This is a genomic window from Pseudoneobacillus rhizolycopersici, from assembly GCF_054786815.1.
The window spans coordinates 63,512-84,379 of the sequence record NZ_JBTOOE010000007.1 but is presented as its reverse complement, the minus strand read 5'-3'; the positions used below and the strand labels follow the sequence as shown (position 1 = coordinate 84,379).

The 20,868-nt window shown below is 37.1% G+C and carries 20 protein-coding genes; all 20 read left to right on the top strand.

Going from position 1 to position 20,868, the window contains the following annotated elements; genetic code table 11:
• Positions 1-61: 61 nt before the first annotated feature.
• The gene (gene lepB, locus ACX9YW_RS09645; protein ID WP_460345489.1) at positions 62-613 is read left to right on the top strand and encodes a signal peptidase I; all 552 of its coding nucleotides are present in this window, start codon (positions 62-64) and stop codon (positions 611-613) included.
• Positions 614-634: 21 nt separating this feature from the next.
• Entirely contained in the window at positions 635-1,504 is an 870-nt protein-coding gene (gene ylqF, locus ACX9YW_RS09640; protein WP_460345487.1) for a ribosome biogenesis GTPase YlqF, read from the top strand.
• Positions 1,505-1,551: 47 nt separating this feature from the next.
• Entirely contained in the window at positions 1,552-2,349 is a 798-nt protein-coding gene (gene rnhB / locus ACX9YW_RS09635; protein WP_460345484.1) for a ribonuclease HII, read from the top strand.
• A gap of 87 nt (positions 2,350-2,436) precedes the next feature.
• The gene (gene sucC / locus ACX9YW_RS09630) at positions 2,437-3,597 is read left to right on the top strand and encodes an ADP-forming succinate--CoA ligase subunit beta (protein WP_460345481.1); all 1,161 of its coding nucleotides are present in this window, start codon (positions 2,437-2,439) and stop codon (positions 3,595-3,597) included.
• Between the two features lie 21 nt (positions 3,598-3,618).
• Positions 3,619-4,521, top strand: a complete 903-nt coding sequence (gene sucD, locus ACX9YW_RS09625) for a succinate--CoA ligase subunit alpha (RefSeq protein ID WP_460345478.1) — start codon at positions 3,619-3,621, stop codon at positions 4,519-4,521.
• Between the two features lie 82 nt (positions 4,522-4,603).
• The gene (gene dprA, locus ACX9YW_RS09620) at positions 4,604-5,467 is read left to right on the top strand and encodes a DNA-processing protein DprA (RefSeq protein WP_460345475.1); all 864 of its coding nucleotides are present in this window, start codon (positions 4,604-4,606) and stop codon (positions 5,465-5,467) included.
• A gap of 260 nt (positions 5,468-5,727) precedes the next feature.
• On the top strand, positions 5,728-7,803 hold the full coding sequence (gene topA / locus ACX9YW_RS09615) for a type I DNA topoisomerase (RefSeq protein ID WP_460345472.1): 2,076 nt from the start codon (positions 5,728-5,730) through the stop codon (positions 7,801-7,803).
• Between the two features lie 137 nt (positions 7,804-7,940).
• The gene (gene trmFO, locus ACX9YW_RS09610) at positions 7,941-9,248 is read left to right on the top strand and encodes an FADH(2)-oxidizing methylenetetrahydrofolate--tRNA-(uracil(54)-C(5))-methyltransferase TrmFO (protein WP_460345469.1); all 1,308 of its coding nucleotides are present in this window, start codon (positions 7,941-7,943) and stop codon (positions 9,246-9,248) included.
• A 63-nt stretch (positions 9,249-9,311) separates the two neighbouring features.
• Positions 9,312-10,211, top strand: a complete 900-nt coding sequence (gene xerC, locus ACX9YW_RS09605) for a tyrosine recombinase XerC (protein WP_460345466.1) — start codon at positions 9,312-9,314, stop codon at positions 10,209-10,211.
• Positions 10,212-10,283: 72 nt separating this feature from the next.
• Positions 10,284-10,826: an ATP-dependent protease subunit HslV gene (hslV, locus tag ACX9YW_RS09600; protein WP_460345463.1), complete on the top strand. Its 543-nt coding sequence runs from the start codon at positions 10,284-10,286 to the stop codon at positions 10,824-10,826.
• Positions 10,827-10,847: 21 nt separating this feature from the next.
• Positions 10,848-12,254 carry an ATP-dependent protease ATPase subunit HslU gene (hslU, locus tag ACX9YW_RS09595; RefSeq protein WP_460345460.1) on the top strand — a complete coding sequence of 469 codons (1,407 nt, stop codon included), beginning with the start codon at positions 10,848-10,850 and terminating at the stop codon, positions 12,252-12,254.
• Between the two features lie 108 nt (positions 12,255-12,362).
• A complete protein-coding gene (gene codY, locus ACX9YW_RS09590; RefSeq protein WP_460345457.1) occupies positions 12,363-13,142 on the top strand; it encodes a GTP-sensing pleiotropic transcriptional regulator CodY in 780 nt (259 codons plus the stop codon).
• Positions 13,143-13,341: 199 nt separating this feature from the next.
• Positions 13,342-14,052 (top strand): 30S ribosomal protein S2, encoded by a 711-nt coding sequence (rpsB, locus tag ACX9YW_RS09585; protein ID WP_460345454.1) that lies wholly within the window; start codon positions 13,342-13,344, stop codon positions 14,050-14,052.
• Between the two features lie 171 nt (positions 14,053-14,223).
• Positions 14,224-15,105 carry a translation elongation factor Ts gene (gene tsf, locus ACX9YW_RS09580; protein WP_460345451.1) on the top strand — a complete coding sequence of 294 codons (882 nt, stop codon included), beginning with the start codon at positions 14,224-14,226 and terminating at the stop codon, positions 15,103-15,105.
• A gap of 98 nt (positions 15,106-15,203) precedes the next feature.
• The gene (pyrH, locus tag ACX9YW_RS09575; RefSeq protein ID WP_460345448.1) at positions 15,204-15,926 is read left to right on the top strand and encodes a UMP kinase; all 723 of its coding nucleotides are present in this window, start codon (positions 15,204-15,206) and stop codon (positions 15,924-15,926) included.
• A gap of 2 nt (positions 15,927-15,928) precedes the next feature.
• On the top strand, positions 15,929-16,486 hold the full coding sequence (gene frr / locus ACX9YW_RS09570; RefSeq protein ID WP_460345445.1) for a ribosome recycling factor: 558 nt from the start codon (positions 15,929-15,931) through the stop codon (positions 16,484-16,486).
• A gap of 195 nt (positions 16,487-16,681) precedes the next feature.
• Positions 16,682-17,458: an undecaprenyl pyrophosphate synthase gene (gene uppS / locus ACX9YW_RS09565; protein ID WP_460345441.1), complete on the top strand. Its 777-nt coding sequence runs from the start codon at positions 16,682-16,684 to the stop codon at positions 17,456-17,458.
• 19 nt (positions 17,459-17,477) lie between these two features.
• Positions 17,478-18,266, top strand: a complete 789-nt coding sequence (locus tag ACX9YW_RS09560) for a phosphatidate cytidylyltransferase (protein ID WP_460345438.1) — start codon at positions 17,478-17,480, stop codon at positions 18,264-18,266.
• A gap of 23 nt (positions 18,267-18,289) precedes the next feature.
• Positions 18,290-19,432 carry a 1-deoxy-D-xylulose-5-phosphate reductoisomerase gene (locus ACX9YW_RS09555; RefSeq protein WP_460345435.1) on the top strand — a complete coding sequence of 381 codons (1,143 nt, stop codon included), beginning with the start codon at positions 18,290-18,292 and terminating at the stop codon, positions 19,430-19,432.
• A gap of 35 nt (positions 19,433-19,467) precedes the next feature.
• On the top strand, positions 19,468-20,730 hold the full coding sequence (rseP, locus tag ACX9YW_RS09550; RefSeq protein ID WP_460345432.1) for an RIP metalloprotease RseP: 1,263 nt from the start codon (positions 19,468-19,470) through the stop codon (positions 20,728-20,730).
• Positions 20,731-20,868 lie beyond the last annotated feature (138 nt).

The following is a 20,868-nucleotide window of genomic DNA, read 5'->3' as shown; positions in this document are numbered from 1 at the left end:
TAACTCGTCCTATGGCAAAATAAATATTGATGAAATTTTACCAATGAATGGTGGGGATATAATGACGAAGAAAAAGAGTGAATTATGGGAGTGGATTAAGGCACTAGTTATTGCTGTTGGACTTGCCGCACTAATCAGATACTTCTTTTTCGCTCCTATTGTCGTAGATGGCTTATCGATGATGCCTACACTACATGATCAGGACCGAATGATTGTTAATAAACTTACATACAAGATCGGAGAGCCTAAACGTTTTGATATCATCGTTTTCCATGCACCTGAAAATAAGGATTATATCAAAAGAATCATCGGTTTACCCGGTGACCATATTGAATATAGAGATGATACTCTTTACGTGAATGGAAAACCGTATGAAGAGCCATATTTGGCTGAATACAAAAAGCAAGTCATTGATGGTCCATTAACAGATCCATTTACCCTTGAGGAAAAAATTGGTGAAACCACTGTTCCGGAAGGATATTTATTTGTTATGGGGGATAATCGCCGTTTTAGTAAGGATAGTCGCCATATTGGGGCGGTATCGATGGATAAAGTATTAGGTAAAACAAGTATTGTATATTGGCCTCCAGAAGATTTCCATATTGTTAAATAGTTTATTAGGAGGTGATGAATCTTGACGATACAATGGTTTCCCGGCCATATGGCCAAGGCTCGTAGAGAGGTCACAGAAAAGCTTAAACTTGTTGATATCATATTCGAACTACTGGATGCCCGTATCCCTCTGTCGTCTCGAAATCCGATGATAGATGAAATCATTCAGCATAAACCAAGAGTAGTATTATTAAATAAAGCTGATATGGCAGATAGCAAAATTACAAATGATTGGGTAGCTTATTTTGCCGAAAAAGGTGTAAAAGCAATTCCAATAAATTCCCATGCTGGAGAAGGCATGCATTTAATTGTTTCGACAGCAAAGGAGCTTTTAAAAGAAAAATTTGATAAAATGCGTGCGAAGGGTGTTATTAAACCAAGGGCTATCCGTGCCATGATCGTCGGCATCCCTAATGTTGGAAAATCAACATTAATTAATCGTCTGGCAAAACGGAATATCGCTAAAACGGGGAATACGCCTGGCGTCACGAAGTCACAACAATGGATTAAAGTGGGAAGTGAGCTGGAACTACTGGATACACCCGGGATATTATGGCCAAAATTTGAAGATCAAGAAGTAGGTCTCAAACTAGCTGTTACTGGAGCTATTAAAGATACCATTCTAAATTTAGAGGAGCTAGCTGTTTATGCTTTAAGGGTTCTTGAGCGAAGATATCCTAACCGTCTAGAAGAAAGGTATAAATTAACGAAAATACCGGAAGACCTAGTCGAATTATATGACCATATCGGTCACTTACGTGGGTGTTTAGCTGCTGGCGGACAAGTGGACTATGATAAAGTGTCAGAATTGGTCATCAGAGAAATGCGCTCAGAAAAATTTGGCAGAGTGTCATTAGAAAGTCCAAATGATATACTTATAATGGAAGATTAAATAAAGCCCTCGTCATCCGAGGGCTTTTGTTTATAGGGGTGTATTTCATGGGAAATCGAACGATTCAGGAGATAGAAAATATACTTAATGAACTCGATGATTTATCACATCCATTGATCAGTGATTTGAAGATGGATTCACGGAAAGGGGTAATCCACTTATTAAGCCGTTGGGAGAAAAAAATGGAGTTACAGCGAAATGCTGAGGCTAGATTTTGGAAGATGACCGAATTTGAAAAAAAATATCGTGATAGGGGTATTAAATGGATTGCTGGTGTAGACGAGGTTGGGAGAGGGCCATTAGCGGGACCTGTCGTCGCGGCTTCTGTTATTTTACCTGCTGATTTTTTCTTAATCGGAATTGATGATTCAAAAAAGCTGACTGAAAAAAGACGAGAAGAATATTTTCATATTATTCAGGAAAAAGCGGTTGCGATTGGGGTCGGTATCGTTGAGCCGGAAATGATAGATAAGATTAATATATATGAGGCAACCAAAAAAGCGATGAATCATGCTATCCATTCCCTATCACAAGAACCTGAAGTTGTTTTAATAGATGCGATGAAACTATCAACCCCATATATTGAGGAATCTATTATTAAAGGAGATGCGAGAAGCATTTCTATTGCCGCTGCTTCAATAGTTGCAAAAGTGACTAGAGATAAGCTGATGGAAAATTACGATACTCAATATCCTGGATATCATTTCGGAAAACACATGGGCTATGGAACGAAGGAGCATCTTGAAGCTATCGAAAAATATGGTGTGACTCCCATTCACCGTAAAAGCTTTTCGCCGATAAAAGAATTGGTTTCGGTTGATTTGTTTGCTTTTTTAGAAAAATAATTATGCTTTAAGGTAGACAATGTAGTTTTGTTTATATAAAATGAAATCGCAGTAATTTTTTGAACAGTTTATTTAGGAGGATGGGAAATGAATATCCATGAGTATCAAGGGAAAGAAATCCTCAAGAGCTATGGGGTTTTAGTTCCAAACGGTAAAGTGGCATTTACAGTTGATGAAGCTGTAGAAGCTGCAAAAGAACTTGGCACACAAATCTGTGTCGTTAAGGCGCAAATTCACGCTGGTGGTCGGGGGAAAGCCGGTGGAGTAAAGGTTGCCAAAAACCTTGATGATGTCCGTACATATGCTACTGATATTTTAGGTAAAACACTTGTTACACATCAAACAGGTCCTGAAGGTAAGGAAGTAAAACGCTTACTTATCGAAGAAGGCTGCGATATTAAAAAAGAATATTATGTAGGTTTAGTTCTTGATCGTGCTACTTCTCGTGTAGTTCTAATGGCTTCTGAAGAAGGTGGAACTGAAATTGAAGAAGTTGCTGAAGCGACTCCAGAGAAAATTTTCAAAGAAGTTGTTGACCCAGTTGTTGGGTTAACTGCTTTCCAAGCTAGACGTATTGCTTTTAATATAAATATCCCAAAAGAACTTGTCGGACAAGCTGTTAAATTTATGATGGGTTTATATACGGCATTTGTTGAGAAAGATTGCTCTATTGCTGAAATTAATCCACTTGTTGTAACAGGTGACGGAAAAGTAATGGCATTAGATGCAAAGCTAAACTTTGATTCAAACGCATTATACCGTCATAAGGATATTTTAGCTCTGCGTGACCTTGATGAAGAAGATGCAAAAGAAATTGAAGCTTCAAAGTATGACTTAAGCTATATTTCATTAGACGGAAATATCGGTTGTATGGTCAACGGTGCTGGTCTTGCAATGGCTACGATGGATATCGTAAAACATTACGGAGGAGACCCTGCTAACTTCCTAGATGTTGGAGGCGGCGCTACAGCTGAAAAAGTAACTGAAGCATTTAAAATCATCCTTTCTGATCCAAACGTAAAAGGTATTTTTGTTAATATCTTTGGTGGAATTATGAAATGTGACGTCATTGCTACAGGTGTTGTTGAGGCTGCGAAACAAGTTGGTTTATCTGTGCCTTTAGTTGTGCGTTTAGAAGGAACTAACGTTGATTTAGGTAAGGCAATTCTTAATGAATCTGGCCTTAATATTATCGCAGCAGAATCAATGGCAGACGGAGCACAAAAAATCGTTTCATTAGTGAAATAGGATTTTGAAAGGAGAATAAACGTGAGCGTATTTATTAATAAAGATACAAAGGTAATTGTGCAAGGTATCACGGGTTCAACAGCCCTTTTCCATACAAAACAAATGCTAGAGTATGGCACCCAAATCGTTGGTGGTGTTACTCCTGGTAAAGGCGGGACAGAGGTAGAAGGAGTACCGGTTTTTAACACGCTTGAAGAAGCAGTTAAAGCTACTGGTGCCAATGCTTCAGTCATTTATGTTCCTGCACCATTTGCTGCCGACGCGATTTTAGAAGCAGTGGACGCAGAATTAGACTTAGCTATTTGTATTACCGAACATATCCCTGTTTTAGATATGGTAAAAGTGAAACGTTATATGGAAGGTAAAAAGACACGTCTTGTTGGTCCAAACTGCCCGGGTGTTATTACTCCTGGTGAGTGTAAAATTGGTATTATGCCAGGATACATTCATACAAAAGGACATGTTGGAGTTGTATCACGCTCTGGTACTTTAACGTATGAAGCGGTTCATCAATTATCACAAGCAGGAATCGGTCAAACGACTGCTGTAGGTATTGGTGGGGACCCAGTTAACGGAACAGACTTCATTGATGTATTAAAAGCATTCAATGAAGATCCTGAAACATATGCTGTTATCATGATTGGTGAAATTGGTGGAACGGCAGAAGAAGAAGCAGCACAATGGGTTAAAGCAAACATGACTAAACCAGTTGTCGGCTTCATCGGCGGACGTACAGCACCTCCAGGAAAGCGTATGGGCCATGCTGGTGCGATTATTTCAGGTGGTAAGGGTACAGCTGACGAAAAGATCCGCGTGATGAACGAATGTGGAATTAAAGTGGCAGATACTCCATCAGTAATGGGAGAAACTTTAATCAGTGTTCTAAAAGAGCAAGGTTTATACGATAAGTGTAAGACACACTAAATTGTCATGAACATCTAAGAAATACATAGTCCCTCTTATAAAGAGGGACTATTTTTATTAATATATAGGAGGCCAGATTGAAATGGAATCTTTTCGGAATCGACTGATATATTTATGTCATTTACCGGGAATTACTTGGACGCAAATTTATAAAACGTTAAAAAGCGACCCAGAACTCATAGCTTTTAACTACCCTTCTCCAAAACAATTAAGTTTTTTACCACCAGTAAATAATGATTCTTCACAAAAGTTCTTTCCAAATTTTCTACAGGATACTATCCGCCAATACACTTCTAACGGTATCGAGGTCATAACCTATTTTGATGAAGTATATCCATCCGAATTAAAAGAAATATATCAGCCTCCCTGGTGTTTATTTTTAAAAGGTGATTTAAGCATCCTAGCTAAAACACGTAAATTAGCAGTAGTTGGTGCGCGTGAGTCCTCATCCTACGGTAAAAATGTCATATTACATTTGCTCCCTCCTTTACTTGAAAAAGACTTTGTGATTGTAAGTGGCCTGGCTAAGGGAATAGATACGTTGGCACATCAATCCACAATAGAGCTAAATGGAAAAACAATTGCCGTGATTGCAGGCGGATTTTCCTATATCTATCCAAGTGAAAACCAGGGACTTGCTAAGGAGATCGAGAAAGAACATTTGATTTTATCAGAATATCCCCCTTATACTAGACCTGCAAGGTGGCATTTTCCAACACGGAATCGGATTATCAGTGGTTTATGTGAAGGGACGATAGTAATTGAAGCGCGTCGAAAAAGCGGCTCTCTTATTACGGCGAATCTTGCCCTACAAGAAGGCAGGGAGGTATTTAGTGTTCCGGGCAGTATTTTCAGCTCATCATCTGTAGGTACGAATGAATTAATTGGCCAAGGTGCTAAGCTAATTATGTCAGGTGAAGACATTTTAGCAGAATTAAGAACATAACCATTTTGATTAAAGGTATCATTATTTTAGTCATCGATAGATTAAATACTAAAAATAAATCAAAAAAGAAGTGATTTTTGAAAAAAAGTACTGGAAAAGGTTGAAATTATTTCCGTTATGGTTTACATTTTGCAAGATGGGAAAGTAGAAATGAATTTGATTTGTACGTTATCTCTCATATATCAACAAGATAGGTTGACAATGATAAATATTATCGTTAATAATAATGGATATTTTAATCCCTCTAAGGAGGATAAGTGATGTCGGAGTTTTTAGTAATCGTGGAGTCGCCTGCTAAAGCGAAAACGATTGAAAGATATTTAGGTAAAAAATATAAGGTGAAAGCTTCCATGGGGCATTTGATCGACTTACCCAAAAGTCAGACAGGTGTTGATGTGAATAGTGATTATAAGCCCAAATATATTACTATTCGTGGTAAAGGACCTATACTGAAGGATTTAAAGACGGCTGCTAAAAAAGCAAAAAAAGTATTTCTAGCGGCTGACCCTGATCGCGAAGGTGAAGCAATTGCTTGGCATTTAGCTCAAAGTCTTGCAATTGATATAAAATCAGATTGTCGCGTTGTCTTTAATGAAATTACGAAAGATGCGATTAAGGAATCGTTTAAAAGTCCTCGCCCAATTAATATGGACCTGGTGGATGCCCAACAAGCACGGCGGGTTTTAGACAGATTAGTAGGCTACAATATTAGCCCATTGCTATGGAAAAAGGTTAAAAAAGGCTTAAGTGCAGGTCGAGTTCAATCAGTTGCTGTTCGATTAATCATCGATCGTGAAAAAGAGATTAAAGAATTCAATCCAGAGGAATACTGGTCAATTGATGGGGAATTTTTGAAAGGTAAAGAAACTTTTGAAGCTAGTTTCTTTGGCATCAATGGTAAAAAAGTCGAGTTACACTCCGAAGAGGAAGTAAACAATATCCTCTCTAATTTGAAAGGAAATAAGTTTATTGTTGACACAGTATCAAAAAAGGAACGAAAACGTAATCCTGCACCTCCTTTCACTACATCATCACTGCAGCAGGAAGCGGCACGGAAATTAAATTTCCGAGCCAAAAAGACGATGATGCTTGCACAACAGCTTTATGAAGGAATTGAGCTAGGTAAGGATGGAACAATTGGATTAATTACTTATATGAGAACCGATTCAACAAGAGTATCTGAAGTTGCTCAATTGGAAGCGAATCAATACATTGAAACGAACTTTGGCAAAGAGTATCTACTAGAAAACGCACGAAAAGAAAAGAAACAAAGCAATGCTCAGGACGCGCATGAGGCAGTTAGACCAACTAGTATTCTCCGTGACCCTAGCAGCCTAAAGGATTACTTATCTAGGGATCAATTAAGACTTTACAAGCTTATTTGGGAGAGGTTTGTAGCGAGTCAGATGGCTTCAGCTATAATGGATACGATGACGGTTGACTTAAAAAACGGTCCCGTGGTATTTAGAGCAAACGGTTCCAAGGTAAAGTTTCCCGGATTTATGAAGGTCTATGTAGAAGGTACTGACGATCAAACAGAAGATCGTGATAAAATGCTTCCAACCTTCTCTGAGGGGGATGAGGTACTTAAAAAGGAAATCGAACCGAAACAGCATTTTACACAACCGCCTCCTCGCTATACAGAAGCAAGGTTGGTAAAGACACTCGAAGAACTTGGAATTGGCAGACCTTCTACATTTGCTCCAACATTAGATACTATTCAAAAACGTGGATATGTTGCCCTTGATAATAAACGATTTATACCAACGGAGCTTGGTGAGATTGTGCACCAGCTTATCCTAGAGTTTTTCCCTGAAATTATCAATGTTGAATTTACTGCTAAAATGGAACAGAACCTAGACGATATTGAAGACGGAAAGATTAATTGGGTAAGGATTATTGATGATTTTTATCGAGATTTTGAAATTCGCTTAGAAAAAGCAGAAAAAGAAATGGCTGAAGTAGAAATTAAGGATGAACCAGCGGGTGAAGATTGCGAGGTATGTCAAAATCCGATGGTCTATAAAATGGGACGCTATGGGAAGTTTATGGCCTGCAGTAATTTTCCTGAATGCCGTAATACTAAACCAATTGTTAAAGACATTGGAATTAAATGTCCAAAATGTAAAGACGGAAACATTGTTGAGCGTAAAAGTAAAAAACGAAGAGTTTTTTATGGATGTGATCAATTTCCTGAATGCGATTTTTTATCTTGGGATAAACCAGTTTCCAGACCCTGTCCAAAATGTGAGGGTTTGTTAGTTGAAAAGAAACTAAAAAAAGGCATACAGGTACAGTGTATCAATTGTGATTACAAAGAAGAACCGCAAAGCTAAGAGTGAGGATCCTCTCACTCTTTTTGTTTGTTTTTGATTCTTTTAACTTTTTTATTTATGTGCAGTATTGTACAATGCAATTTGGACAATAGATAAAAATAAGAATTATGATGGTTAGATTACTAGGAGGATTATATATGAGTGAAGTAATAGTAAATGTTATCGGTGCTGGACTGGCGGGAAGTGAAGCCGCATGGCAAATCGCTAAAAGAGGGATTAAAGTAAAATTGTTTGAAATGCGTCCCGTAAAACAAACTCCTGCTCATCATACAGATAAATTTGCCGAATTGGTTTGTAGTAACTCGTTAAGGGCAAATACGTTAACAAATGCTGTCGGGGTCTTAAAAGAAGAAATGAGAAAGCTTGATTCGGTAATCATTCGGGGGGCTGATGCATGTGCCGTCCCGGCGGGAGGTGCTTTAGCGGTAGACCGCCATGAATTTGCTGGCTATGTAACGGAAGCGGTAAAAAATCATCCAAATGTAACCGTTGTTCACGGTGAAGTAACTGAAATTCCCGCAGGACCGACGATAATAGCGACTGGACCGTTAACAAGTAAAGCCCTATCTGAGGCATTATTAAAATTAACTGGTGAGGACTATTTATATTTTTATGATGCCGCTGCACCAATCATTGAAAAAGACAGTATTGATATGGACAAAGTCTACCTTAAATCGAGATACGACAAGGGAGAAGCAGCTTATTTAAATTGTCCTATGACGGAAGAAGAATTTAATCGGTTCTATGACGCATTGATTTCAGCTGAAACGGTTCCTTTAAAAGAATTTGAAAAGGAAATTTTCTTTGAAGGCTGTATGCCAATTGAAGTAATGGCACAAAGAGGAAGAAAAACAATGCTGTTTGGACCGATGAAGCCTGTAGGTTTAGAAGATCCACGAACAGGGAAAAGACCATTTGCCGTTGTGCAGCTTAGACAAGATGATGCTGCTGGAACACTTTATAATATAGTCGGATTTCAAACTCATTTAAAATGGGGTCCTCAAAAAGAAGTGATTCAACTCATTCCTGGATTAGAAAACGCGGAGATTGTTCGCTATGGGGTGATGCATCGGAATACATTTATTAATTCGCCGTTAGTTTTAAATGCTACTTACCAATTTAGAAATCGTCCAGATTTATTTTTTGCAGGTCAAATGACTGGGGTTGAGGGATATGTTGAATCTGCAGCGAGTGGCCTAATTGCCGGAATTAACGCAGCCCGTTTAGTCAGTGGGAAGGAAACAGTCGAGTTTCCGCACGAAACAGCAATTGGTAGTATGGCGCGATATATTACTACTGCAAATCCTAAAAACTTTCAACCAATGAATGCAAACTTTGGCCTATTTCCAGAATTACCTGAAAAAATTAGAGGAAAAAAGGAAAGAAACGAAGGGCACGCAAATAGAGCATTAGAAACAATTCAGAACTTTGTGAAAAATTTGTAAAATCAATTGCAATGGCTATTAATGTATGATAATATTTAATAGCCTTTGTGAGGTGAGGAATTATTGGAAAATGTGAACGTTTCATTAAGATTGTTTATTGAATATTTACAAATAGAAAAAAATTATTCACAATTAACTATTGAGCATTATCAACATGATATTAGTGAATTTCTTTTGTTCATGTCTGAACAAGCTATTTTAACGCTTGCAGATGTCCAATATTCAGATGCCAGACTTTATCTGACTAAGCTTTTTGAAAAGAAATTAGCGCGAAAAACAATTGCCCGGAGAATATCCAGTTTAAGAAGTTTTTTTAAATTTTTGTTTAGAGAAGGTTTCATACAGGATAATCCATTTTCATTGGTTTCGATTCCAAAGATAGAGAAAAGACTTCCTGAGTTCTTTTATGAAGAGGAATTAGAAGTTCTATTTAATACTTGTGAAACTGTGACAGCTATCGGTCAAAGAGATAAAGCATTGCTCGAATTATTGTATGCGACTGGGATAAGAGTAAGCGAATGTTGTCAACTTAACTTAAATGACCTTGATTTTTCAATTTCGACTATATTAGTTCATGGAAAAGGAAGTAAGGATAGATATGTCCCGTTCGGCCAAAAAGCTAGTGAAGCATTAAAACAATATATTGAAGATGGTAGAGGAAAGTTAATCGGTAATCAACCACCCCATAATAGAGTGTTTGTAAATTATCGGGGAGGTGCCTTAACGGTAAGAGGTGTTCGAACCGTATTAGATTCAATCTTTAAACGGTCTGCGTTACACGGGAAAATTCATCCGCATATGCTCAGACATTCCTTTGCAACCCATTTATTAAATAATGGTGCAGATATGAGGTCAGTACAAGAACTATTAGGTCATGCACAACTTTCGTCAACGCAAGTCTATACACATGTAAGCAATGAGTATTTAAAAAAGACATATTTGAAACATCATCCTCGTGCTTAACGAGCAAATTGATACATATGTTCGGGAAGAAGATTAAATACTTGAACCGATTAGATAAAGGAGGTACAAAAAATGGCTTTATTCCATGCTACAACAATATTTGGGATTCAACATAATGGTAAATGTGCTATGGCAGGTGACGGTCAGGTGACTTTTGGAAATGCCGTTGTGATGAAGCACACAGCTAGAAAAGTGCGTAAATTATTTAATGGTAAAGTTTTAGCTGGTTTTGCAGGATCCGTTGCAGATGCCTTTACATTATTCGAAATGTTTGAAGGCAAAATCCAAGAATATAATGGAAATCTTCAACGAGCTGCTGTGGAATTAGCAAAAGAATGGCGCAGTGATAAAGTTTTAAGAAAATTGGAAGCGATGTTAATCGTCATGAATCAGGAACACATGCTACTAATTTCAGGTACTGGTGAAGTCATCGAACCTGATGATGGGATATTAGCAATCGGCTCCGGCGGGAATTATGCTTTAGCAGCTGGGCGAAGTTTGAAAAAATATAGCGGCGAACATTTGACAGCCAAAGAAATTGCAAAGGCAGCTTTAGAGGTTGCTGCTGAAATCTGTGTTTATACAAATGAAAATATCATTGTAGAAGAGCTGTAACTTCGAAAAGGAGGAAGGTTCATGGTAAAGGTAACCAATTTAACCCCGCGACAAATTGTTGAAAAACTTGATCAGTATATTGTCGGTCAAAAGGATGCGAAAAAAGCAGTAGCCGTTGCATTAAGAAACCGCTATCGGAGAAGCTTACTAGATGAGAAAATAAGAGAAGAAATCATTCCGAAAAATATATTAATGATTGGTCCTACAGGGGTAGGTAAAACGGAAATTGCTAGACGTATGGCAAAGCTTGTTGGTGCACCATTTGTTAAAGTTGAGGCAACTAAATTTACAGAAGTAGGGTACGTTGGCCGAGATGTCGAATCTATGGTTCGTGATTTAGTTGAAACTTCCGTTCGCCTAGTAAAAGAAGATAAAATGCTAAGCGTTAAAGATCGGGCAGAGCGTAATGCCAATGAACGGATTGTCGAGCTGTTAGCACCGTCTGCAAAAAAAGCAACAAATTTTAAAAACCCACTTGAATTAATTTTTGGTGGTGGAAATAGCGGAAACGAACAAGAAACAAATCCGAATGAAGAGTTTTCCTTAAACGAAAAGCGAAGAATGCTAAAGGAAAAGTTAGCGCTTGGCGAGTTAGAGAATGAATTAATTACGATAGAGGTTGAAGAACAAACTCCTTCCATGTTTGACATGCTTCAAGGATCAGGGATGGAGCAAATGGGAATGAACATGCAAGATGCCTTCTCTAGTCTTATTCCTAAAAAACGGAAAAAACGCAAATTGACAGTAAAGGAAGCACGTATAGTTTTAACAAATGAGGAAGCAAGCAAATTAATCGACATGGATGAGGTTATTCAAGAAGCAATTATTCGTGCTGAACAAACAGGAATTATTTTTATTGATGAAATCGATAAAATTGCTAGTCGAAATGGTAATAGTTCTAGTGCAGATGTCTCTAGAGAAGGTGTCCAAAGAGACATTCTTCCTGTTGTTGAAGGTTCAACGATTGTTACCAAATATGGTTCAGTCAAAACCGATTTTATACTTTTTGTTGCTGCAGGCGCTTTCCATATGGCGAAGCCGTCTGATCTAATTCCAGAATTACAAGGTCGTTTTCCAATCCGTGTGGAACTAACGAAACTAACAGTGGATGATTTTTATCGCATTCTTGTTGAACCAGATAATGCTCTAGTAAAGCAATATGCGGCCCTTTTGGAGACGGAAGGTATACAAATTGAATTTTCTGACGAAGCTATTCGTAAGTTAGCCGAAGTAGCTTACGAAGTGAACCAAAATACGGATAATATTGGTGCTAGACGTCTTCATACTATATTGGAAAAACTTCTTGAAGACCTTTCATTTGAAGCACCTGATATTTCGATGGAGAAAATTACGATTACTCCAAATTATGTCGAGGAAAAACTCGGGGTTATTTCAAAGAATAAAGATTTAAGTCAGTTTATTTTGTAGTGATATGAGCTTTTTCAATAAAGACCCATTTACTCCTTTATTTTGAAATTGTAAAGGTCGCAGAAAAAATTTTAGAATGAATTGTTGAAATCATTAGGAGGAAGTACGATGAATTTATTAGCAAAAACTAGAAAAATTAATGCACTCTTGCAAAAGGCTGCTGGAAAGCCAGTTAACTTTAAAGAAATGTCTGACACGTTAAGTGATGTAATTGAGGCAAACATTTTTGTTGTTAGCCGCCGTGGGAAATTATTAGGCTTTTCTATACACCATAATATTGAAAATGAACGCATGAAGAAAATGCTTGAAGATCGTCAATTCCCAGAAGAATATACAAACAATCTTTTTAATATTAATGAAACTTCATCAAATCTTGATGTTGAAAGTGAATATACTGCTTTCCCAGTTGAAAACAGAGATTTATTCCGTAGTGGTTTAACGACTATTGTTCCAATCATTGGTGGAGGCGAACGCCTTGGTACATTAATTCTTGCAAGACTCGAGCAAAAGTTTGATGATGACGATTTAATTCTTGGAGAATACGGTGCAACGGTTGTTGGTATGGAGATTTTACGTGAAAAATCTGAAGAAATTGAAGAAGAAGCGCGTAGTAAAGCTGTTGTTCAAATGGCGATTAGTTCGTTGTCTTATAGTGAACTTGAAGCAATTGAGCATATTTTTGAAGAATTAGATGGTAATGAAGGCTTATTAGTTGCGTCAAAAATAGCTGATCGTGTTGGTATTACTCGTTCCGTCATTGTAAATGCATTACGAAAATTGGAAAGTGCCGGGGTAATAGAATCTCGTTCGCTTGGAATGAAGGGTACCTATATTAAAGTACTAAATGATAAATTTTTATTTGAATTAGAAAAGTTGAAATCAAACTAAATTCTCTTATCTACTGGATGGCTCGGTAAGCCTTCCAGTTTTTTTTACACTTATTCCTTGATTGTCTGAGTAATTTATGCTATATTATTTTTTGGTGTTAATACACACGCTCTCGGATTTAAATGATAGGTGCTGTTGTTATACAGTTTTCATTTAAAAATGATTAGAGCGGAGGAAACTAAACCTAGGAGGAAAAACCATGTCAGTAATTTCTATGAAACAATTGCTTGAAGCTGGTGTGCATTTCGGACACCAAACTCGCCGTTGGAATCCAAAAATGAAGAAATATATCTTCACTGAGCGTAACGGCATTTATATTATCGACCTTCAAAAAACAGTTAAGAAGGTTGAAGAAGCTTATAATTTCGTTAAAGAGCTTAGCGATAACGGCGGAAAAATGCTTTTCGTTGGTACGAAGAAGCAAGCTCAAGATTCAGTGAAAGAAGAAGCTGAACGTTCAGGAATGTACTATGTTAACCAACGTTGGATAGGTGGTACATTAACAAACTTTGAAACAATCCAAAAACGTATTTCTCGTTTAAAAGACATTGAAAGAATGTCTGAAGATGGAACTTTCGATGTTCTTCCTAAAAAAGAAGTTGTCGGCTTAAAGAAAGAACTTGAGCGCTTAGAAAAATTCCTTGGTGGAATTAAAGATATGAAAGAGCTTCCTGATTGCTTATTCATTATCGACCCACGTAAAGAGCGTATTGCTGTTGCTGAAGCACATAAATTAAACATCCCTATCGTAGGTATTGTTGATACAAACTGTGATCCAGATGAAATTGATTATGTCATTCCAGCAAACGACGATGCTATTCGTGCGGTTAAGCTTTTAACAGCTAAAATTGCTGACGCTATTTTAGAGTCAAAGCAAGGCGAAGAATTAACTGAAACTGTTGAAGCGTAATTTTTGCACTCTACCGTGTGAAGTTAAAAGGTGATAAGAGGGAGCACCCTTTATCACCTTTTTTTGAGACTATTCATTTGGTTATCTTTGTGTTGAATGGAAACAATATGGATATGTTACATAATTTTTATCAAAATTTTGAAAAGCATTTTTAAAGGAGGATATACTTAAATGACTGTTACTGCACAAATGGTTAAAGAACTACGTGAAAAAACAGGTGCTGGTATGCTAGATTGCAAAAAGGCACTTACTGAAACAAATGGTGATATGGAAAAAGCAATTGATTTCTTACGTGAAAAAGGAATTGCTTCTGCTGCGAAAAAAGCGGACCGCATTGCTGCTGAAGGAACAACTTACATCTTAACTGAAGGTAACGATGCTGTAATTTTAGAAGTTAACTCTGAAACAGACTTTGTTGCTAAAAACGAAGGGTTCCAAATTCTTGTAAAGGAATTAGCCCAACACTTACTAAAAAATAAGCCTGCTACTGTAGAAGAAGCAGCTGCTCAAACAATGGAAAATGGTGCAACATTAGCAGACCATATTAATGCGGCTATCGCAAAAATTGGTGAAAAAATTAACCTGCGTCGCTTTACAGTATTATCCAAAACGGATAATGATGCTTTTGGTGCTTACTTACACATGGGCGGACGCATTGCTGTATTAACAGTATTAGAAGGAACAACAGATGCTGAGGTTGCAAAAGATGTTTCTATGCATGCAGCTGCTCTTCACCCATTATATGTTTCTCGTGATGAAGTATCACAAGAAGAAGTTGAACGTGAGCGTCAAGTATTAACAACTCAAGCATTAAATGAAGGTAAGCCAGAAAATATCGTTGCAAAAATGGTTGAAGGCCGCCTAGGTAAATATTTTGAAGATGTTTGTTTACTAGATCAAACATTTGTTAAAAATCCTGATCAAAAGGTTCGTCAATTTGTTCAGTCAAAAGGTGCTACTGTTCGTGAATTTGTTCGTTATGCAGTAGGCGAAGGACTTGAAAAGCGCGAAGATAATTTCGCAGAAGAAGTTATGAGCCAAATTAAAAAATAATAGTACTTTTACAACATCAAAATGTAGGGAACACTTGAGAAACGTGTTCCCTATTTTTAAAGATTTTATTTTGCTTTAAACTATATTTGGAGGTTCTTATGAGTAGCCCTAAATACAAACGTGTCGTATTAAAATTAAGTGGTGAAGCGTTAGCTGGAGATGTGGGTTTTGGAATTAATCCTTCAGTGATTAAATCTATTGCGAATCAAGTAAAAGAAATTGCAGAAATGAATGTCGAAGTGGCCGTTGTAGTTGGGGGCGGGAACATATGGCGTGGGAAAATTGGCAGTGAAATGGGAATGGATCGTGCCAATGCAGATTATATGGGCATGCTAGCGACAGTTATGAACTCTTTGGCCCTACAAGATAGCCTCGAACAATTAGGAATCGAGACACGTGTTCAATCCTCAATTGAAATGCGCCAAGTGGCTGAACCTTATATCCGTCGTCGTGCAATTCGCCATCTAGAAAAGAAACGTGTAGTTATTTTTGCTGCGGGAACTGGGAATCCTTATTTCTCTACAGATACAACCGCCTCTTTACGTGCTGCCGAGATTGAAGCAGAAGTCATCTTAATGGCCAAAAATAACGTGGATGGTGTATATTCTGCTGATCCGCGCATCGATAAAAATGCAAAAAAATATGATCAGATTACCTTCTTAGATGTCTTAAAAGAAGGGCTAGAAGTGATGGATACCACCGCTTCTTCATTATGTATGGATAATAATATTCCATTAATTGTCTTTTCTATTATGGAGCCAGGAAATATTAAACGAGTGATTTTGGGTGAAACAATTGGAACGATAGTGAGGGGGAAATAATTATGCCAAAAACAGTTATTGCAAGTATAAAGGATCGCATGACAAAGGCGATTCAGGCCTATACAAGAGAACTTGCAAGTATCCGTGCAGGAAGAGCAAGTGCCAGTCTTTTAGACCGAATTACTGTTGATTATTATGGTGCGCCAACTCCGGTAAATCAACTTGCTGGTATTAGTGTACCAGAAGCAAGATTATTAGTCATTCAGCCATATGATAAATCGATTTTAGGAGAAATTGAAAAGGCGATTCTTAAATCTGATTTAGGCTTAAATCCTTCAAATGATGGCTCATTAATTCGTATTGCTATTCCACAGTTAACGGAAGAACGTCGTAAGGAATTAGTAAAGGTTGTTAAAAAGGAAAGTGAAGAGGCAAAAATTGCGATTCGAAATATTCGTCGCGATGGTAATGATGACCTGAAAAAGCTTGAAAAGGCTGGAGATATTACCGAAGACGATCAACGTGGGTATTCTGACGATATTCAGAAATTAACGGATGAGCATATTGCTAAAATCGATCAAATTACAAAAGATAAAGAAAAAGAGATTCTTGAAGTGTAAGTAAAATATGAAACCCTCTATATAGGGGGTTTTTATTTTTTAAATAAATATTATTTTACCGTCTTCTTTTATTCTGTATTACAATTCTTGTACATAAGTTTTTTATAGAGATATCTTTTCATTTTTTTGGTATGATAAAAAAAGATATCTACTCATAATCGGAGGAAGATTACTTTATTTGGAGGAGCTAAGTATATGTTAAATAAAATCAATCTATGGAAGAAAGGTTCAAATTCTTCCACTCTCCGAGAAAGAATCATGAATACGAAGCAGCAACAAATTCCAGCACATATTGCAATCATTATGGACGGAAATGGAAGATGGGCCAAGAAACGTGCATTACCTAGAGTTGCTGGTCATCATGAAGGAATGAAAGTCGTTCGAAAAATCACAAAGTTGGCCAATGAACTTGACGTAAAGGTTCTTACTCTATATGCTTTTTCAACTGAAAATTGGAAAAGACCAAAATCTGAAGTCGATTACTTAATGAAATTACCAGAAGAATTTTTAGGAACCTTTTTACCAGAGCTAGTCAAGGAAAATGTTCAAGTTAAAATGATAGGGAATAAAAGCCAACTTCCTACCTATACTTTAAATGCTATAGAAAAAGCAAAGGAAGACACAAAGGATAATACTGGACTTATTCTTAATTTTGCTTTGAATTACGGTAGTAGAATCGAAATTATCGATGCTGTAAAAAATGTCTTAGATGATTGTGAAAGTGGCATAATAAATAAAGATGGATTAACAGAAGAAGTTTTTTCTTCCTATTTAATGACCTCCAAATTAAGTGATCCTGACCTGTTAATCCGGACTAGTGGAGAAATACGCTTAAGTAATTTTATGTTATGGCAATTGGCATATAGCGAGTTTTGGTTTACCGAGACGCTTTGGCCGGACTTTAAAGAAGAAGATCTTCTTGATGCTATTGAAGCTTTTCAAAGCAGGCAAAGACGATTTGGAGGAGTATAATAAAGGTGTTGAAACATAAATGAAACAAAGAATCATAACAGCAGTTGTAGCAGCAGCTATCTTCCTCCCTTTTGTAATAATTGGTGGAAAACCACTTATCTTTTTAACTTATTTAATGGCTTCCGTTGGACTGTATGAGTTGTTAAAAATGAAAAACATTCGTCTTTTTTCTATTCCTGGTTTGTTTTCTTTATTATTACTTTGGCTATTTTTATTACCAAAGGAATTTCTAAAGATACCAATGTATTTTGACTATACAAAAGCAGAACTATCCTTTTTAATCCTGTTATTATTTTTAACTTACACTGTGCTGACTAAAAATAGCTTTACATTTGAAGATGTAGCTTTTTCTATATTGGGTACTCTCTATGTTGGGATCGGATTTTATTATTTTATCGAAACCCGAACGGAGGGACTCCCATACATTTTTTATTCTTTATTTATTATTTGGGCAACAGATTCCGGAGCTTATTTTATTGGTAAGTCATTCGGAAAACGCAAGCTATGGCCAGAAATTAGTCCCAATAAAACCGTGGAAGGGTCAATTGGCGGTGTCGTTTGTGCGTTAATAGTTGGGATTCTTTTTAGTTTATTTTCAAATATTGATGCAACCTTCCTTCAACTATTATTCATAACAGCCATTCTTTCAATCTTTGGACAAATTGGTGATCTAGTTGAATCCGGTCTAAAACGACATTTTCATGTTAAAGACTCTGGAAATATTTTACCAGGACATGGTGGGATATTAGATCGTTTTGATAGCCTGTTATTTGTTTGGCCGCTACTTAGTTTTTTACTTTTATTCTAGGAATTTTTTGGAGTTGAGAATGGTTGAAATGGATTAGTTTATTAGGAGCAACGGGATCGATCGGTCAACAAACATTAGATGTAATTAGCCAACATTCAAGCGAATTTAAATTAGCGGCGATGTCGGTGGGAAGAAATATCTCATTGGCGAGAAAATTGATCGCTGAATATCATCCTGAATTAGTTGCTACCCTTGAAAAAGAAGGCTATGAAACCTTAAAAGCAGAATTTCCTCATACCCGTTTTACCTACGGTGAGGATGGGTTAACCGAAGTTGCTGTTTACGAAAAATCAAGTATTTTAGTTAATGCTGTTTTAGGAAGTGTTGGTCTTTTTCCAACTCTTCAAGCGATTGAAGCCAAAAAGACCATTGCAATTGCCAATAAAGAGACACTAGTAACAGCAGGACATATTGTTATGGAAGCGGCGCAAAGAAATAACGTCCAAATCTTACCTGTTGATAGCGAGCATTCAGCCATTTTTCAGGCGTTACAAGGGGAATATTCCAAAAATATTGAACGTTTAATTCTAACTGCATCTGGTGGAAGTTTTCGCGATAAGACGAGATCTGAACTTGAACATGTCACATTGAAGGAAGCACTAAACCACCCGAATTGGTCGATGGGAGCAAAAATTACGATTGATTCAGCAACGATGATGAATAAAGGATTAGAAGTCATAGAAGCGCACTGGTTATTTTCTATTGACTACGAAAGAATATCTGTCTTATTACATAAAGAGAGCATTATACACTCAATGATTGAGTTTCATGATAGTAGCATTATGGCTCAATTAGGCACGCCTGACATGCGGGTCCCCATCCAATATGCCTTAACCTATCCGGACCGATTACCTTTACATACCTCTAAACGCCTAAATTTAGCAGAAATCGGAACATTACATTTTAGGGAGATGGATTTTAATCGATTCCGTTGTTTATCATATGCTTATGAGGCTGGAAAAAAAGGCGGCACGTTACCTGCTGTTTTAAATGCAGCAAATGAAATCGCTGTTGGTGGATTTTTAGAAGGGAAAATAAAATTCCTAGAAATAGAGGAGCTTATAGAAAAAGCCCTTTTAAACCATGATGTTGTATCAGACCCTAGTCTTTCGATAATTCAAGAAGTGGATAAGGAGACAAGAAAGTTCGTTCGTTCTCTTTTATAGTTTTCCTCTCCACTTTCAAAAAGGTGGTAGTATTATTGAGTACAGTCATAGCCTTTATCGTTATTTTTGGTGCATTAGTATTTTTTCATGAATTAGGTCACTTTGTGTTTGCAAAAAGAGCAGGAATCTTATGTCGTGAATTTGCAATTGGAATGGGTCCAAAAGTCCTTGCCTTTAAAAAAGGTGAAACAGTCTATACCATTCGTTTATTACCGATTGGTGGATATGTAAGAATGGCTGGGGAGGACCCTGAATCCGTTGAATTAAAACCAGGTTACCGTATCGGGTTAGTTGAAAATAATGGCGTTGTTGAAAAAATTATTTTAAACAATAAAGAAAAATATCCTAATGCCAGAATACTTGAAGTGGAAAATGCAGATCTAATCCATGATTTGAAAATTTCTGGTTTTGCTGAGGATGATGAAAAGGAAGAATTAACCACTTTTCAGGTTAGTCCTACTGCTGTAACAGTTGAAGATGGAGTTGAAACACAAATTGCTCCTTATAATCGTCAATTTGCCGCAAAAACACTTGGACAAAGAACGATGGCTATTTTTGCTGGCCCAATGATGAATTTCATTTTAGCGATATTTATCTTTTTGGTAATTGCTTTACTACAAGGCGTTCCTGCAAATGACCCTAAGCTAGGAAGTTTAACTCCAGATGGTGCTGCTAAGGAAGCAGGCCTAAAACAAGGGGATGTAGTTCAGGCAATCGATGGAGCAGAAATATCAACCTGGTCCGATGTAGTCGAAGTGATTCGACAAAACCCAAACAAAGAATTAATCTTTTCTATTGTTCGTAATGGTAAACCTATAGAAATTCCCGTTACTCCTAAAGCAGTAAAGTCGGAGAATCAGTCAATTGGGATAATAGGCGTATATAGTCCAGTGGAAAAATCTCCACTAAGAGCCCTGACTTATGGTTTCGAACAAACCTATTTGTGGACAAAGGAAATTTTTATTCAACTAGGAAAATTAATTACCGGACAATTTTCAATTGACATGCTTTCAGGTCCGGTAGGTATATATGTTTCCACGGATACCGTTGCCAAATCAGGTATTTATAACCTCATGCGGTGGGCTGCCATTTTAAGCATTAACTTAGGAATTATGAATTTGTTGCCACTCCCGGCTCTAGATGGAGGAAGATTAATTTTCTTCGGGGTGGAAGCGTTAAGAGGTAAACCGATTGACAGACAAAAAGAAGGGATTGTCCATTTTATCGGCTTTGCATTATTAATGTTGTTAATGCTCATAGTGACTTGGAACGATATTCAAAAGTTTTTCCTTAAATAATTGTTAAGTACCTATCGACCTGAATCGGTAGGTACTTATCTTTTTTAGAAGCAAAATATTGTGAAAAGATGTTTATCATCTGTAGAGAAATTTGTATGATATAATACTCGTGACGATTTTTGAATAGTACGAGGGGAG

Coding starts and splice junctions, on each gene's coding strand:
- codY (WP_460345457.1), top strand. CDS start 12,363: ATGAATTTATTAGCAAAAACTAGAAAAATTAATGCACTCTTGCAAAAG.
- hslU (WP_460345460.1), top strand. CDS start 10,848: ATGGTAAAGGTAACCAATTTAACCCCGCGACAAATTGTTGAAAAACTT.
- rpsB (WP_460345454.1), top strand. CDS start 13,342: ATGTCAGTAATTTCTATGAAACAATTGCTTGAAGCTGGTGTGCATTTC.
- ACX9YW_RS09560 (WP_460345438.1), top strand. CDS start 17,478: ATGAAACAAAGAATCATAACAGCAGTTGTAGCAGCAGCTATCTTCCTC.
- hslV (WP_460345463.1), top strand. CDS start 10,284: ATGGCTTTATTCCATGCTACAACAATATTTGGGATTCAACATAATGGT.
- topA (WP_460345472.1), top strand. CDS start 5,728: ATGTCGGAGTTTTTAGTAATCGTGGAGTCGCCTGCTAAAGCGAAAACG.
- tsf (WP_460345451.1), top strand. CDS start 14,224: ATGACTGTTACTGCACAAATGGTTAAAGAACTACGTGAAAAAACAGGT.
- pyrH (WP_460345448.1), top strand. CDS start 15,204: ATGAGTAGCCCTAAATACAAACGTGTCGTATTAAAATTAAGTGGTGAA.
- trmFO (WP_460345469.1), top strand. CDS start 7,941: ATGAGTGAAGTAATAGTAAATGTTATCGGTGCTGGACTGGCGGGAAGT.
- uppS (WP_460345441.1), top strand. CDS start 16,682: ATGTTAAATAAAATCAATCTATGGAAGAAAGGTTCAAATTCTTCCACT.
- frr (WP_460345445.1), top strand. CDS start 15,929: ATGCCAAAAACAGTTATTGCAAGTATAAAGGATCGCATGACAAAGGCG.
- rnhB (WP_460345484.1), top strand. CDS start 1,552: ATGGGAAATCGAACGATTCAGGAGATAGAAAATATACTTAATGAACTC.
- dprA (WP_460345475.1), top strand. CDS start 4,604: ATGGAATCTTTTCGGAATCGACTGATATATTTATGTCATTTACCGGGA.
- lepB (WP_460345489.1), top strand. CDS start 62: ATGACGAAGAAAAAGAGTGAATTATGGGAGTGGATTAAGGCACTAGTT.
- sucC (WP_460345481.1), top strand. CDS start 2,437: ATGAATATCCATGAGTATCAAGGGAAAGAAATCCTCAAGAGCTATGGG.